Annotated in this window: 14 protein-coding genes; 8 read left to right on the forward strand and 6 right to left on the reverse strand. The window is 65.5% G+C overall.

The window, feature by feature from the left end:
• The coding region (locus ABWP50_RS00035) for an amino acid permease (RefSeq protein WP_353215939.1) at positions 1-1,448 on the reverse strand (1,448 nt) is incomplete at its 3' end.
• A 215-nt stretch (positions 1,449-1,663) separates the two neighbouring features.
• Here ABWP50_RS00035 and ABWP50_RS00040 point away from each other — a divergent pair.
• From ABWP50_RS00040 to ABWP50_RS00055, 4 genes are read left to right on the forward strand one after another with little or no spacing between them, the layout of a single operon-like run.
• Positions 1,664-2,893: a hydrolase gene (locus tag ABWP50_RS00040; RefSeq protein WP_353215940.1), complete on the forward strand. Its 1,230-nt coding sequence runs from the start codon at positions 1,664-1,666 to the stop codon at positions 2,891-2,893.
• Positions 2,890-3,918: an arginine N-succinyltransferase gene (locus ABWP50_RS00045; protein WP_353215941.1), complete on the forward strand. Its 1,029-nt coding sequence runs from the start codon at positions 2,890-2,892 to the stop codon at positions 3,916-3,918. The genes ABWP50_RS00040 and ABWP50_RS00045 overlap by 4 nt, the downstream gene beginning before the upstream one ends.
• Positions 3,905-5,305, forward strand: a complete 1,401-nt coding sequence (astD, locus tag ABWP50_RS00050; RefSeq protein WP_353215942.1) for a succinylglutamate-semialdehyde dehydrogenase — start codon at positions 3,905-3,907, stop codon at positions 5,303-5,305. Before ABWP50_RS00045 ends, astD begins: the two co-directional genes overlap by 14 nt.
• Entirely contained in the window at positions 5,302-6,570 is a 1,269-nt protein-coding gene (locus ABWP50_RS00055) for an N-succinylarginine dihydrolase (protein WP_353215943.1), read from the forward strand. The genes astD and ABWP50_RS00055 overlap by 4 nt, the downstream gene beginning before the upstream one ends.
• A gap of 143 nt (positions 6,571-6,713) precedes the next feature.
• Here ABWP50_RS00055 and ABWP50_RS00060 read toward each other — a convergent pair whose 3' ends face one another.
• Entirely contained in the window at positions 6,714-8,156 is a 1,443-nt protein-coding gene (locus ABWP50_RS00060) for an AMP nucleosidase (protein ID WP_353215944.1), read from the reverse strand.
• 93 nt (positions 8,157-8,249) lie between these two features.
• Between ABWP50_RS00060 and ABWP50_RS00065 the strand changes: the two genes are divergently transcribed.
• Both ABWP50_RS00065 and ABWP50_RS00070 read left to right on the forward strand, forming a co-directional pair.
• Complete coding sequence (locus tag ABWP50_RS00065; protein WP_353215945.1) at positions 8,250-9,398, forward strand: acyl-CoA dehydrogenase family protein; 1,149 nt, start codon at positions 8,250-8,252, stop codon at positions 9,396-9,398.
• Positions 9,399-9,443: 45 nt separating this feature from the next.
• Complete coding sequence (locus tag ABWP50_RS00070) at positions 9,444-9,854, forward strand: DUF423 domain-containing protein (RefSeq protein WP_353215946.1); 411 nt, start codon at positions 9,444-9,446, stop codon at positions 9,852-9,854.
• Here ABWP50_RS00070 and ABWP50_RS00075 read toward each other — a convergent pair.
• Together ABWP50_RS00075 and ABWP50_RS00080 are read right to left on the reverse strand one after the other, a co-directional pair.
• Complete coding sequence (locus tag ABWP50_RS00075; protein ID WP_353215947.1) at positions 9,851-10,627, reverse strand: class II aldolase/adducin family protein; 777 nt, start codon at positions 10,625-10,627, stop codon at positions 9,851-9,853. The two genes, ABWP50_RS00070 and ABWP50_RS00075, sit on opposite strands and share 4 nt — an antisense overlap.
• A 29-nt stretch (positions 10,628-10,656) precedes the next feature.
• Positions 10,657-10,827: a DUF2256 domain-containing protein gene (locus ABWP50_RS00080; protein WP_353215948.1), complete on the reverse strand. Its 171-nt coding sequence runs from the start codon at positions 10,825-10,827 to the stop codon at positions 10,657-10,659.
• Positions 10,828-10,897: 70 nt separating this feature from the next.
• On the opposite strand from ABWP50_RS00080, the gene ABWP50_RS00085 reads away from it, so the two are divergent.
• Positions 10,898-12,508 (forward strand): alkaline phosphatase D family protein, encoded by a 1,611-nt coding sequence (locus ABWP50_RS00085; RefSeq protein WP_353215949.1) that lies wholly within the window; start codon positions 10,898-10,900, stop codon positions 12,506-12,508.
• Between the two features lie 20 nt (positions 12,509-12,528).
• Positions 12,529-13,548: an alpha/beta hydrolase family protein gene (locus ABWP50_RS00090; RefSeq protein ID WP_353215950.1), complete on the forward strand. Its 1,020-nt coding sequence runs from the start codon at positions 12,529-12,531 to the stop codon at positions 13,546-13,548.
• Between the two features lie 35 nt (positions 13,549-13,583).
• On the opposite strand, the gene aroB is transcribed toward ABWP50_RS00090, so the two are convergent.
• Entirely contained in the window at positions 13,584-14,714 is a 1,131-nt protein-coding gene (gene aroB / locus ABWP50_RS00095) for a 3-dehydroquinate synthase (protein WP_353215951.1), read from the reverse strand.
• Positions 14,690-15,256: a shikimate kinase gene (locus tag ABWP50_RS00100; protein ID WP_502950941.1), complete on the reverse strand. Its 567-nt coding sequence runs from the start codon at positions 15,254-15,256 to the stop codon at positions 14,690-14,692. The genes aroB and ABWP50_RS00100 overlap by 25 nt, the downstream gene beginning before the upstream one ends.
• Between the last annotated feature and the right edge of the window lie 13 nt (positions 15,257-15,269).

Consider the following 15,269-nt stretch of genomic DNA (forward strand, 5'->3'; position numbering starts at 1 on the left):
GTGCGGCCATAAAGGAAATAAAACACCAGCCCGATCGCTGCCCAGCCGAAGAAAACGGCCTGCGCCACCCAGCTCAGGTACATGAACAGCAGCAGGCAGCCAGCTGCGGCCAGCGGGGCCACGATCCACACCGCGGGCGTGCGAAACACCCGCTTGCGGCCGGGATCGCTGCGGCGCAGCACCATGATCGCCAGGCTGACAAAGAAGAACGCGCACAAGGTGCCGCCGTTGGACACCGACGCCAGCTGCCCGACCGGGAAGAAGGCCGCCGAGATCGCGACGCCAAGGCCTGTGATGATCGTTACCACATGCGGCGTGCCGTATTTCGGATGCACCTTGGACAGGGCGCCCGGCAACAAGCCATCCCGGCTCATCACGAAGAACACCCGGGTTTGCGCGAACATCATCATGAGCACCACCGATGGCAGCGCGAATCCAGCCGCAAGCCCAAGCACGTTGCCCACGCCGGGATGGCCGATGGCGCGCAACACGTGCGCCAGTGCTTCGTTGGAACACACCACCGGCAAAGTGGCTTCGGCATAGGTTTTGCACTGCGCCGCCAATTCCGACGAACCGGGCATCAACGCTTCGCCGCCAGGGCCAAACACCGGCTGCGCGCCATAGCTGCCCACCACGCCGGCGCCCACCAGCATGTAGAACACGGTGCAGATGGCCAGCGATGCGATCAGGCCGATGGGAATGTTGCGCTGCGGTTCCTTGGTTTCTTCGGCAGCGGTTGAAACCGCATCAAAGCCGACAAACGCGAAAAAGATGATCGACGCAGCGCCAATGGCGCCGGTGGCGCCGAGCGGCAGAAAGGGCGAGAATTTGTCGGCGGTGGCCGCGGGCACGGCCAGCACGATGAACGCCGTAAGGGCCAGGACCTTGATGACGACCAGCACGGCATTCACGGTGGCGCTTTCCTTGGTGCCGATCACCAGCAACCAGGTGACCGCCAGCGCGATGATCACGGCGGGCAAATTGATGATGCCGCCCGCATACGGCCCGGTAACCAGCGCGGCCGGCAATTCGATGCCGGCAAAATTGTTCAGCACGCCAACCATGTAGCCCGACCAGCCCACCGCAACGGCACTGGCAGCCACGGCATATTCCAGCACCAGCGCCCAGCCGACGATCCAGGCCAGGATTTCGCCAAACGTGGCATAGCTATAAGTGTAGGCGCTGCCCGATACCGGCACCATCGCGGCCAGTTCGGCGTAGCACAGGGCAGCCAGGCCGCAGACCAGCGCCGAGATGACGAAACTGACCAACATGCCCGGCCCGGCCAGCTGCGCCGCTTCGGCGGTGAGCACGAAAATGCCGGTGCCGATGATGCCGCCAATGCCCAGCATGGTGAGCTGAAACGCACCCAGCGAACGGGTGAGCGATTTCCGCTGCGCCGTTGCCAGGATCGCATCGAGCGATTTCACACGCCATTTGTTGTTCAACGAAAATCCCCTTGGCCAGGTCGCGGCAGCCGATATCCCCTCGGGCTACGCGCCAATGTAACCGCAACGTCATGCCCAGTATCGGCTGCTGCGGTCAAGGTGGCAGTGTTCCCCACAGCAATTGCAGCTGTGCGCCGCGAAAATCACTGGCCGAAATGTGCTTCAAATCACAAAAAATGCTGGCAGTTGCTTTGCTCACAGATTAGGTTGCAGCCATGTCCAGCCCGCCCCTGCTGCCCTCTGCCGCCGAAGCGGCTGCGCTTGCCCGGATCGCCGGGCAGCGGCCGGCCATGCTGGCTGAAATCGAAGCCTGGGCGGCGATCAATTCCGGCAGCCGCAATCTGGCTGGTCTGGCGCGGATGGCCGATGTGCTGGCGGATGGCTTTGCCCCGCTGGGCGGCACGATTGTGCGGGTGCCAGCTGCGCCGGCCACGCGCATCACGGTCAGCGGCCACGAAGAATCGCTGCAGCACGGCGACAATCTGCACATCATCAAGCGCCCGGATGCGCCGGTGCGGGTGCTGCTGACCGGCCATATGGACACGGTGTTTGCCGCCGATCATGCCTTTCAGGCTTGCCGCTGGCTGGACGGCAACACGCTGAACGGCCCCGGCACGGCCGACATGAAGGCTGGCATCTGCGTGATGAAGGCCGCGCTGCTGGCCTTTGAAGCAAGCCCGTTTGCGGACCAGTTGGGCTGGGAAATCGTGCTCAACAGCGATGAAGAAGTCTCGTCCCCCGGTTCGGCGCCGTTGCTGGCCGCCGCGGCCCAGCGCTGCCAGCTTGGCCTGACCTATGAACCGGCGCTGCCCGATGGCACGCTGGCCGGGGCGCGGGCGGGATCGGGCAATTTTGCCGCCGCTGTGCACGGGCGTGCGGCCCACGCCGGGCGCAATCCGCAGGATGGCCGCAACGCTATTTTGGCCGCTGCCGATCTGGCGCTGCGGCTGGCGGCGTTGGCCGGCGATGATCTTTCGGTAAATCCGGCGCGCATCGATGGCGGCGGGCCGGACAATATCGTGCCGGACACGGCGGTGCTGCGCTGGAACATGCGGCCGCGCAGCGGGGCAGCGCAGATGCGCGCCGAAGCCGGCATCAATGCCGCAGTGGCGGCGGTGGCCGCGGCGCATGATGTGCATATTCATGTGCACGGCCGCTTTGCCCGCCCGCCCAAGCCGCTCGATGCCAATCAGGCGCGATTGTTTGAACTGGTGCGCGAATGCGGGGCGTCGCTGGGGCTGGCGATCGGCTGGCGGGATACCGGCGGCGTGTGTGACGGCAATAATCTGGCGGCGACGGGCCTGGCGGTGGTCGATACGCTGGGCCCGCGCGGCGGCGCCATCCACAGCAGCGACGAATTTTTGTGCGCCGATTCCCTTGAGGAGCGTGCGCAGCTTTCGGCGCTGCTGCTGATGCGGGTGGCGCAGCGGGGGTGGCAGCGATGAGCGATGAGTCCAAGGCCGTATGGCGGGTGCGCCCGGCGCGCGCCGGCGATTTGCCGGCCATATTGGAATTGGCGCATCTGACCGGCGGCGGTTTCACCAATCTGCCTGCTGACGAAGCATCGCTGGCGCGCCGGCTGGCCTGGTCCGATGCCAGCTTCGCCCGCCAGGACGCGGCGCCGCACAACGAGCTTTATCTGCTGCTGCTCGAAGATGCCGCCACCGGGCGCATCGGCGGCACGGCGATGATTTTCAGCCGGATCGGCAGCCAGGGGCCGTTTTACAGCTACAAATTGTGCAATCTCACCCAGAACAGCCGCGAACTGGACCGGATTTTCCGCATCCCGTTCCTGTCGCTGACCAGTGATTTTGATGGCGCATCGGAAGTGGGCGGGCTGTTCCTGCACCCCGATTTGCGCACCGGCGGCCTGGGCCGCTTGCTGGCCCGCGCGCGCTATTTGTTCATGGCCCAGCACCGGGCGCGGTTTGGCGGGCGCGTGATTGCCGAACTGCGCGGCGTGATGGACAGCGATGGCAATTCGCCGTTCTGGGATGCGCTGGGCCGGCAGTTTTTCGGGCTTTCGTTTCCCGAAGCGGACCGGTTCAACGCGGTGAATGGCAACCAGTTCATCGCCGATCTGATGCCGCGTCACCCGATCTACACCGCCTTGCTGCCCGAAACTGCGCAGGCAGTGATCGGGCAGCCGCACCGCAGCGGCCGCGCGGCGCTGGCCATGCTGGAGGCGGAGGGTTTTGTGTATGACAATTATGTCGATATTTTCGATGGCGGGCCCACAGTGGCCGCGCGCACCGACGATCTGAAAACCGTCCGCACATCCCAGGAGGCGCAGATCACCGCCTTGCACGCCGCCATTGATGCGCCCGCCAGCTTGGTTGCCACCGGGCTTCTGCATGATTTTCAGGCGTTTCTGGCGCCGCTTGCCGATAACGGCAGCGCCATGCCCGCCGCCATTGCAGCACCGCTGGGCATCACCCCCGGCACCAGGATCCGCCATGCCGCTTGCTGAGCTTGTTTCCACCGATCCGTGCACCGGGCAGGTGATCTGGACCGGGCCAGTTGGCGGCGTCGCGGCAGCGCTGGCCCGTGCCCGCGCGGCAGCCCCCGGCTGGGCGCGCACACCGCTGGCCGAGCGTATCGCCATCGCCCGCGCCTTTGCCGATGCTGCCAAGGCGGCGGCGGAGGATTTTGCACGGTTGATCGCCAGCGAAACCGGCAAGCCGCTGTGGGAAACCCGCACCGAAGTCGCCAGCGTGGCCGCGAAAGTGGAAATTTCGATCACCGCGCAGGCCGAACGCGCCGGGGAGCGCGGCAGCGAATCTGGCGGCGTGCGCCAGCAGCTGCGCCACAAGCCGCACGGCGTGCTGGCGGTGCTGGGGCCGTATAATTTCCCGGCGCATCTGCCGAACGGCCATATCGTGCCGGCGCTGCTGGCCGGCAATGTGATCCTGTTCAAACCATCGGAACAGACACCGGCGGTGGCGGACTTCATGGCGGCGCTGTGGGCGAAGGCGGGCCTGCCGGATGGCGTTTTGAACATTGTGCACGGCGGCGGCGATGTGGGCCGCGATCTGGCCGGCGCCGATATCGATGGCTTGCTGTTCACCGGCTCAGCGCACGTTGGCGCGGCGCTGGCGCTGCAATTTGCCGCCATGCCGCACCGCATATTGGCGCTGGAAATGGGCGGCAACAATCCGCTGGTGGCGTGGAATGTCGACGATACGGGCGCAGCGGCAGCGACTGTGGTGCAATCGGCGTTCCTGTCGGCGGGCCAGCGCTGCACCAACGCCCGGCGGCTGATCATCCGCGACGGCGATGATCGGTTGGTGGAGGCGGTGCTGGCCCTGACGGACCGGCTGATCGTGGGCGCGCCGTTTGACGAACCGCAGCCGTTCATGGGCCCGGTGATTTCCAATGCCGCCGCCGACGGGCTGGAGCGCGGCTGGACCGGCTTGCAGGCCGCGGGCGGCCGCGTCTTGCGGCCACTGTTGCGCGCCCGCGCTGACCGGCCGTTCCTGTCGCCAGCGGTGATCGACATGACTGGGTGCACGCCATCCGATGACGAATTGTTCGGGCCGGTTTTGCAGATCATCCGGGTGCCCGATTGGGATGCTGCCATCGCTGCCGCCAACGCCACCCGCTTTGGGCTGGCGGCGGGCCTGATCGGCGGCGACGGCGCATTGTTCGATGATTTCTGGGCGCGCAGCCGGGCTGGCATCGTCAACTGGAACCGGCCAACCAACGGCGCATCGTCGGCCGCGCCCTTTGGCGGCATCGGCGCCAGCGGCAATCATCGCGCCTCGGCCTATTATGCTGCCGATTATTGCGCCTTTCCGGTGGCGACGCTGGCGGCCGATGCGCTGGTCGGCGGCATCAGCGTGGGACTGAAGCCATGATCCCCGAAATCAATTTCGATGGCCTGATCGGGCCGAGCCACAATTATGCCGCGTTGTCGCTGGGCAACCTCGCCAGCGCGAAGCATGGCGGCGCTGCCTCCCGCCCGCGCGCGGCGGCGCTGCAAGGCATTGCCAAGATGCGCTTTGTCATGGGGCTGGGCCTCACCCAGGGCTTTCTGCTGCCGCTCGATCGGCCCAACGTGGGTTTTCTGCGCGCCATGGGCTTTGCCGGCACGGATGATCAGGTGATCGCCCGCGCCGCCGCCGAAGACCCGCGCCTGTTTGCCACCGCCGCTTCGGCCAGCTCGATGTGGACGGCCAACGCCGCCACCGTCTCGCCGGCGCCCGACACCCACGACGGCCGCTGCCATATCAGCGCTGCCAATCTGTCGCGCATGGCCCACCGCAGCATCGAACATCCGGAAACCCATGCACAACTGGCGCTGGCCTTTGCTGATCCGGCGTTTGCCGTTCATGAGGCTTTGCCGGCCGCATTCGGCGATGAAGGCGCGGCCAATTTCATGCGGCTGTGCAGCAGCCATGATGCGCCGGGCATTGAGATTTTCGTATACGGTGAAGAAGGCGGTCGCTTCCCGGCCCGGCAGAACCGCCGCGCCAGCGAAGCCATCGCGCGCCGCCACGGCGCGGCAAACGCGCTGTTCGCCGCGCAAAGCCAGATCGCGATTGATGCCGGCGCGTTTCACAATGATGTGGTGGCGGTGGCCAACGGCCATGTGCTGTTCGCCCACGAGCACGCCTTTGCCGATGCGGCCGGCCTGAAGGCCGATATCGCCCGGCTGATGCCGGATGCAGTCTATATCGAGGTGCCGGCCAGCGCCGTGAGCCTGGCTGACGCGATCAAGTCCTATCTGTTCAACAGCCAGTTGCTCACCCTGCCCGACAGCAGCATGGCGCTGATTCTGCCGAAAGAAGCCGAGGAAACGCCGAGCGTGAAGGCCTATCTGGCCGCGCTGGTCACCGGCAATGGCCCGATCCGCGCCGCGCATTTTGTGGATGTGCGCGAATCGATGCAAAACGGCGGCGGCCCCGCCTGCCTCCGCTTGCGCGTGGTCGCTGATCCGGCCCGCGTCGATCCGCGCTTCCTGCTAGACGACGCCAAGGCTGACCGCCTGGAGCGGTTGGTGGAACGCTGTTGGCCGCAGGCCATTGGCCCTGCCGACATGGCCAACCCCGATCTGTGGGCGCAAGTGAAGGCGGCGCACGCGGCGCTGCTTGCGGATTTGGGGTTGCAGCAGTTGGGCTGAAGAAAAAGGCAGCAACAGCCTCCGGCAGGCAGGAGCGACCCCCTTTCGCCAATTGGTCAGCTTGGACCGATCACGCCGCCAGCGCACGACGTCTATAAAGTGGGTGCAGGGGTCACCCCTGCCCGCCGGAGGCCCTGTTTTTCTTACCTGAAAGGCGGCTCGTCAAAGGCGCGCAGCTTGCGTGAATGCAGGGCCGGGCCTTCGCCTTTCAGGATCAGCATGGCTTCGATGCCGATTTGCAGATGTTCGGAAATCGCGCCTTCGTAAAAGCGATTGGCCTGGCCGGGCAGCTTGATTTCGCCGTGCAGCGGCTTGTCGGACACGCAGAGCAAGGTGCCGTAGGGCACCCGGAATCGGTAGCCTTGCGCGGCGATGGTGGCCGATTCCATATCGACAGCGACGGCGCGGGACTGGTTGAAGCGCAGGCTGGTGCGCGAATAGCGCAATTCCCAGTTGCGATCATCGGTGGTCACCACGGTGCCGGTGCGCAGCCGCGGTTTCAGGGCGTCGCCGGTCATGCCGGTGACTTTTTCGGTGGCGAGTTGCAGGGCCTTTTGCACCTCAGACAGCGCCGGGATCGGGATTTCGGGCGGCAGCACATCATCCAGCACATGATCATCGCGCAAGTAAGCGTGGGCCAGCACATAATCGCCAATGGCCTGGCTGGGGCGCAGGCCGCCGCAATGGCCGATCATCAGCCAGGCTTCGGGGCGCAGCACGGCGAGGTGATCGCAGATCGTCTTGGCATTGGCGGGGCCGACGCCGATATTGACCAGCGTGATGCCGGTGCGGCCCGGCCCGATCAGGTGCCAGGCCGGCATCTGGTTCTTGCGCCAGGCAAAATCGGCGGCGGCGCGCGTCGCATCGGGATCGGCGGCGGTGATATCCAGCCCGCCAGGGCAGGCGAGGCGTTCATAGCCGCCTTCTCCAAGTTGGCGGCAGGCAAAGGCCACGAATTCATCGACATAGCGGTGATAATTCGTAAGCAGGATATAATGCTGAAAATCTTCGGGCGCGGTGCCGGTGTAATGTTTCAGCCGGGCCAGCGAAAAATCGGTGCGCGGGCCATCGAACAGCGCCAGCGGGCGATGTTCGACTCTGGTGTCATCCCACAGGCCATCGGCCAGTTCATCGCCGATCTGCTGCAATTCGGTGGTGGGGAAATGCCGCGCCAGATCGGCCGCTGCCACGCCATCCAGCCTGAGATCGGCCGCGCCATCGAGCACGAACGGGTAGGGAATTTCCACCTCTGACCGCCCGGCCGTGATGGTCACGTCATAATCGGCGAGCAGCAGGCCCAGCTGCTCCTCCAGATAGGCGCGGTACATGGCGGGCCGGGTTACGGTGGTGGCATAGGAACCGGGGCGATTGAGCCGGGCAAAGGCGCGGGTGGGGCGCTGGGCACGGCATTCGCCGGCAAATTCGATGCGCAGTTCCGGATAGGTCCAATCGCCGCGCACCCGCGCGCTGCCATCGGGCGCGGTGCCGGCATCGATATAGGCTTTCAGCGCCGTGCGCAGTGCCGCTGTGGATTGGTGGTGAATGTCGATCAGCTGGTCGACGATGGCTGAGGGGCTTTGATTCATCGCGAGGCTTTTGCACCATGTGCTGCGGCGATTCCACCCCGGCGGGCGCTCGCATGCGCTTTGCAGCGTGCGTTTGCCCCTGTAAGAGGAGCCATGAGCCAATTTGACCTGACCGACGACCAGAAAGCGATTCAGGAAGCCGCCCGCCGCTTCACCGCAGAAGCGATCACGCCGCACGCTGCGCGCTGGGACGCCGAGCACCATTACCCCAAAGACGTCGTGCAAGCGGCCGCGGCGCTGGGTTTTGGGGCCATCTATGTCTCCGAAGCCGGCGGCGGCATCGGGCTGGGCCGGCTGGAAGCGGCGCTGATCATGGAGGCGATGGCCTATGGCTGCCCATCGACCAGCGCCTTCATCTCTATCCACAACATGGCGGCGTGGATGGTGGATTGTTTCGGCAGCGATGCGGTCAAGGCGCGCTATCTGCCCGGCCTCGTTTCGATGGACCTGATTGCCAGCTATTGCCTGACCGAGCCGGGATCAGGATCTGACGCTGCTGCGCTGAAAACCCGCGCGGTGCGCGACGGCGACGATTATATCGTTACCGGCACCAAGGCGTTTATTTCGGGCGCCGGCGTGAATGATCTTTATGTCACCATGGTGCGCACCGGCGAAGACGGGCCGCGCGGCATTTCCTGCCTGGCCATCGAGAAAACCATGGCCGGCGTGTCGTTTGGCGCCAATGAACGCAAGATGGGCTGGCGGTCACAGCCCACGGCGCAGGTGAATTTCGATGCGGTGCGGGTGCCGGTGGCCAATCGCATTGGGGCCGAAGGCCAGGGCTTTGCCATTGCGATGGCCGGTCTGGATGGCGGCCGGCTGAATATCGGCGCGTGCTCGCTGGGCGGCGGCCAGCGCGCGCTCGATGAAGCCATCGCCTACACCCGCCAGCGCCAGCAATTCGGCAAGGCGATCAGCGATTTCCAGGCCACCCAGTTCACGCTGGCCGATATGGTGACCGAGCTGGCTGCGGCCCGCGTGCTGCTGTACCAAGCCGCCATCAAGGTCAACGACGGTGCCCACGACAAGACGATGTTTGCCGCCATGGCCAAGCGTTTTGCCACCGATACAGGCATGGCGGTGGCGGACCGGGCGCTGCAACTGCACGGCGGCTATGGCTATCTGATGGATTATCCCGTCGAGCGGATATTCCGCGATCTGCGCGTGCACCAGATATTGGAAGGCACCAACCAGATCATGCGGATGATCACCAGCCGCGAGCTTCAGCGGCTCAGCAATTGAGGGTGGGGCTTTTCTTTTGCGCCCACTCTGGCAATTGTGAATCGCATGTCGCCTGAACCCCAAGATGCTGCTCCGCAGCCCCGGCCGCGCCTTCTGCCGGCCTTTGCCTGCCTGAACGCCGCGATCGCGCTGGCGTTCGGCACATTCGCGGCCCACGGCATCGATGATCCGCAGGCCAAGGATTGGATCATGACCGGCGTGGTGTTCCAATTGCCGCATGTCGCCGCGGTGTTTGCGCTGCTGGGCTGGCGCAATTCGCCGTTCGTGCACTCCGGCGCCTGGGCGGTGAGCGTGGGCAGCTTCATCTTTGCGATGGATCTGAATCTGCTGGCGCTCGGCGCGCCCAAGTGGGTGGCAGCGCTGGCGCCGGCTGGCGGCACCGCGATGCTGTTCGGCTGGCTGTGGCTGGCCATCATCGCCTATGCCGGCGATGCGCTGCAACGCTTCGAGAGTTAATCCCGGAAGCTGGGGTCGATCCGGTCGAGCTTGCGCAGCAGGGCCGGCCACGCCAGCATGTTGCCAACCATCTTCAGGCCAGTGCGGCCCTGATCGGCGGCCTTTTCGGGGGTGCCCTGCGGCGGGTGGTTGATCAGCTCTTGCCCGCCGGCCAGCGCCAGACACTGCGCTTCGCAGGCGCGTTCGAGGAAATACATCTTGATGAAGGCTTCGCCAACGGTTTCACCCACGGTCAGCGTGCCGTGGTTGCGCAAGATCATCGCGGTCTTGGTCGGGCCGAGATCAGCGACCAGACGCTCCCGCTCATCAAGATCGGTCGCGACGCCTTCGTAGTGGTGATAGGTGATCTCGTCGCGGATCAGCATGGCGGTCTGGGTTAGCGGCATCAGCCCTTCGGCCTGCGCCGAAACTGCTTGGCCGTGCGGCGTGTGCAGGTGGATGACGGCATGGGCATCTTCGCGGGCCATGTGGATGGCGCTGTGGATCGTGAAGCCGGCGGCATTGGTGCGATACGGCGTTTCCATCACCGGATTGCCGTTGGTGTCGATCTTGACCAGGCTTGAGGCAGTGATTTCCTCGAACATCAGCTCATAGGGGTTGATCAGGAAATGATGCTCCGGCCCCGGCACCCGCACGCTGAGGTGGGTGAAGATCAGATCGTCCCAGCCATGATGCGCCACCAGCCGGTAGGCCGCCGCCAGATCGACGCGCAGCGCCCACTCCTCGGCCGAAACCTGATCTTTGACGGACGGTGTCTGCAATTGCGTGGCCATGACGATTCGCCTCCCCGGGTGTCTTCGCGTCAGCTTGCACCTTTTCCCTTGGCGCGCAAATAGGCGCCGCTCCGGCAGGCGTCCGAGCAATATTTCACATTGTCCCAATCCTTGGCCCATTTCTTGCGCCAGGCAAATGGCCGGCCGCACGCCTGGCAATCCTTGCTGGGCAGATCGGCCTTTTTCTGCATTTTGGGCATCGGCTGCGGCTTCCTCGAAACTGTCACACTATCCGGTATATGTGGCGGAGCATTTAGAGGGGAAATCATCATGCGTCCTGCAATCGATCGTCGCGCGTTCCTGACGGCCACTGCCGCCGGCCTGATCCTGCCAGTGCGGCCGGCGCTGGCGCGGATGTGGGCACCCAGTGGCTTCACCCACAATGTCGCATCCGGTCACCCCGGCCCAGCCGCGGTCACCCTGTGGACACGCTATGCCACTGCGACCGGTGTTGCTGTCACCCTGAAGGTCGAAGTGGCCGAAGATTCGGGCATGAGCCGCATCATCGCTCGCGGCGAAGCCGTGGCCGGCGCTGAAACCTGGGGCACCGCGCAGGTGCGCATGACCGGCCTGCCCGATGGCCGCTGGCTGTGGTTCCGCTTCACGGCGCCCGATGGCACGCAATCGCCGGTTGGCCGCACCCGCACCCTGCCGGCTGGCAAGCTTGATCAGCTCAAGCTGGCTGTGGTGTCCTGCTCCAACCGGCCGTTCGGGCAATTCAATGCCTATGCCCATGCCGCGGCGCGCGATGATATCGATCTGGTCATCCATCTGGGTGACTATATCTATGAATATGCCCAAGGCACCTATCCCACGGCCGTGATGCCGGGCCGGGAGATATTGCCGACCAATGAAATCATGATGATCGACGATTATCGCCAGCGTTATGCCAGCTACCGCGCCGATCCGGCGCTGCAGGCCATTCATGCCCGCTTCCCGATGATCGCGATCTGGGATGATCATGAATTTGCCAACGATACCTGGAAGGGCGGCGCCGAAAATCACCAGGCCAATGAGGGCGATTGGATGATGCGCCGTGATGCCGCGCTGAAGGCTCACCGCGAATGGCTGATGACCCCTGAGCGGCCATGGCAGCGCTATGATTTCGGCAATCTTCTGTCGATCCTCACCCTCGACACCCGCATGTCCGGCCGCGACAAGCAGCTTGATCTGGGCAATGCCATGCGCGGCGGCGCCGATGGCCTGAAGGCATTTGCCAGCGGCGAATGGCAATCGCCCACCCGCACCCTGCTGGGCACCGAGCAGGAAGCCTGGTTTGCCAGCGAGATCGCCAGCAGCGTCAAATCCGGCCAACGCTGGCAGCTGGTGGCGCAGCAAGTGGTGATGGGCGATATCTTCACGCCCAAGCAGGCCGCCGAATGGCTTGGCCCCGATGCCGATGCCCGTGCCATCGGCTATGTGCGCGGCGGGATTGCCGCGGCGCAGGCCGGCATCCCAGGCGCGCAGGACATGTGGAGCGGATACCCGCAGGCGCGGCGGCGTTTGCTGAAGACGATGGCTGATGCCGGTGCCAATTCGATCGTGATTTCGGGGGACAGCCACAATGCCTGGGCGTTCAATCACAGTTTCGATGGCAAGCCGGTGGCAGCAGAATTCGGCGTCCAGTCGGTGACCTCGCCGGGCTATGAGCAAGCCCTGAAGGCCGATCCGGCGGTGATCCGGGCCGGCGTGATTGCGAGCTCTCCGGGCCTGGCGTGGTGCGACACCAGCCGGCGCGGCTATCTCACCCTGTCGTTCAGCCCGGCCGAAACCCGCTGCGATTGGGTGTTCATGGACACGATTCAGACCGTATCGATGGCCACCACCACGCCGCAGGCTGCGGTGGTGCGGCACGGCAAGCGCCAGATGACGCTGGCCTGATCCTGGCGTATGCAGGCAGGATGCGCGCGCATCCGGCCTTCACATTCGTTGTTTCAGCCTTGCTGCTGGCTGGGCCAGCCGCTGCCGCCGCCTGTGATGCGGTGTGGCGTGATGCCGTGCGGGAGCGCGATGTGCCGGTGCACATCACGTTGCCGGATGCGCCCGGCGCAGCATCGTCCAACGGTTCGGCCGGCGTGCCAGCCAGGGTCCCAGCGGTGATCTGGTCCCCCGGCCTTGGCGGCGGATTGGGCTCGGCGCAGCGTTATGTCCGGGCGTGGGCGGCAGCGGGCATCGCCGTGGTGCGCGTGCAACATTCCGGCAGTGACGGCGCGGTTTATGCCGGCGATTTGCCGCCGGCGGAGCGCGCCGCGCGGGTGCGCGCTGCGATCACGCCCGCGCAGGTGCGGGCCCGCATTGCCGATATCGGTTTTGTGGTGGACGAACTGGAACGGCGCAAAGGCGAAGCCGCCAGCGACGCCAGCTGTGATCTGGCGCGCATCGACGGCCAGCGTCTGGCGCTGGCCGGGCACAGTATGGGCGCGTGGGTGGTGCAGGCAATGGCCGGGAATCGTGACGGTTCCGGCGAAATCGGTGCCGCCAAGGGGAGCGCTGCCGGACCAAACATCGATCGCCGCTTTCGGGCCTTTGCCGCATTCAGCAGCAGCGGCCCTGCCGATCCTGAACTTGCCGCCCGCCTGTTCGGCGGCATCGGCCGGCCGCTGCTGGTGGTGACCGGCAGCAAGGATGGCGTGCCGGCCGGGGCTGCGCCAGCCGATGCCGCCCGCGACATTGCCATGCGCACCGCCCTCTATGCCGGTGCGCCCGCCGATGGCCGCAAGGCACTGTTGATCCTGGCCGATGGCAGCCACATGGTGTTTGCTGGCGACCCTGGCCGCAATCCTGCTGAAACCTCAATGCAAGACCGGGCCATCGCCGTGACGACCCTGTGGTGGCGGCGCTGGCTGCTGAATGATGCGCGCGCCGACACTGCGTTGGCGCGTCCGGCGTTGCTGGCCGGCGATGTGTGGCAGCGCAAATGATCTGAAATCGGCCAGCCGCGGCCTGGGAGGGTTGCTCAATCCACGCCGCTGGCCAGCAATTCATCCGCCAGAAAATCTCCGACATCCTGGATCGCCACGTCGCGGGCCACGAAACTGTTGCCAAGCCGGCGCGACAGGATGAACGGCAGGGTGCCGCCGCTCATTTTCTTGTCTTGGCGCATGTGGTGCACCAGATCTGCGGCATTGGTATCGAGCCCAAGCGCGGCGGGGCGAATCACAAAGCCGGCCGCCGCCAGATGGGCATCCACCCGCGCGGCGTCGGCCGGCGAACACAGGCCGCGCCGCGCTGAAAACCGGTGGGCCAGCGCCATGCCCAGCGCCACCGCTTCACCGTGCAGCAACAGGTCCGAAAAGCCTGCTGCCGCCTCGAACGCATGGCCAAAGGTGTGGCCCAGATTGAGCAGCGCCCGGATATCATCGGTTTCGCGCTCATCGGCGGCCACCACGGCGGCCTTGGCGCGGCAGCAATGGGCGATGGCGTGGGTTTGGGCTGCCGTGTCGCCGGCCAGCATCGATGCGCCGTGCGCCTCGCACCACGCAAAGAAATCGGCATCGTTGATAAGGCCGTATTTCACCACCTCGGCGTAGCCAGCGCGCAATTCGCGCGGCGGCAGCGTGGCCAGCACCTGCGGATCGATCAGCACGGCAGCAGGCTGGTGAAACGCGCCGACCAGATTCTTGCCCGCCGCCGCGTTGATTGCCGTCTTGCCGCCAACGCTGCTGTCCACCTGTGCCAGCAGGCTGGTGGGCACCTGCACGAAACGGCAGCCGCGCCGCAGCACCGAACAGGCAAAGCCGGCCAGATCGCCAATCACGCCGCCGCCCAGCGCGACCACAGCGTCGCTGCGCTCCACACCCAGCGCCAGCAGCCGTTCAACGACCAGTTGCAGATGCTGCCAATCCTTGGTGCCTTCGCCCGGCGGCAGCACGATCGGTGCCAACGCGACGCCGGGCAATCCGGCCGCAAAGCGATCGAGATACAGCGCCGCGACATTGCTGTCGGTCACCACGGCCAGGCGCCCGCCGCGCACAAAAGGCATGATGACGGCAGCGGCGTTGTCGATCAGGCCGGCCTCAATATAAATGGGATAGGTGCGCGCACCCAGTGCGACATCGACGATCACGCGGTGTCTCCGCCCGTACAAGTCTCTGGATCAATAGGTGTGTTTGCGGCGGCAAGCGCTGCGATGATACTGTCCACCATTTCGTGGTGCGGGCCGGGCCGGCTGACCACTTCGATCTGTGCCAGCGCGTAAACCGGATTGCGCACTGCAGCCAGCTCCGCCAGCACCAGCCCGGGGTCGCGGCCGGCCAGCAGCGGCCGGTTCCCACGCCGGCGCACCCGGTCAACCAGCGTTGCCACATCGGCATTCAGCCATACCGCGTGGGTTCGCGCCAGAATCAGCGCGCGGGTGTCATCGTTCATGAACGCGCCGCCACCGGTGGCGATCACCTTGGGGGTGCCATCGATCAGCCGCGCGATCACCCTGCGCTCGCCATCGCGGAAATGCGCCTCGCCAAAACGTTCGAAAATCTCCGCGATGGCCATGCCGGCAGCCGTTTCGATTTCGGTGTCGGCATCGACAAACGGCAGGCCAAGCCTGAGCCCCAACCGCCGGCCAATGCTGGATTTGCCAGCGCCCATCAGGCCGACCAGCGTGATTGGCCGAAGCGCTGCTGCAGCCAGATGCGCTTCCGCA

Source organism: Sandarakinorhabdus sp., assembly GCF_040398645.1.
GTDB lineage: Bacteria > Pseudomonadota > Alphaproteobacteria > Sphingomonadales > Sphingomonadaceae > Sandarakinorhabdus.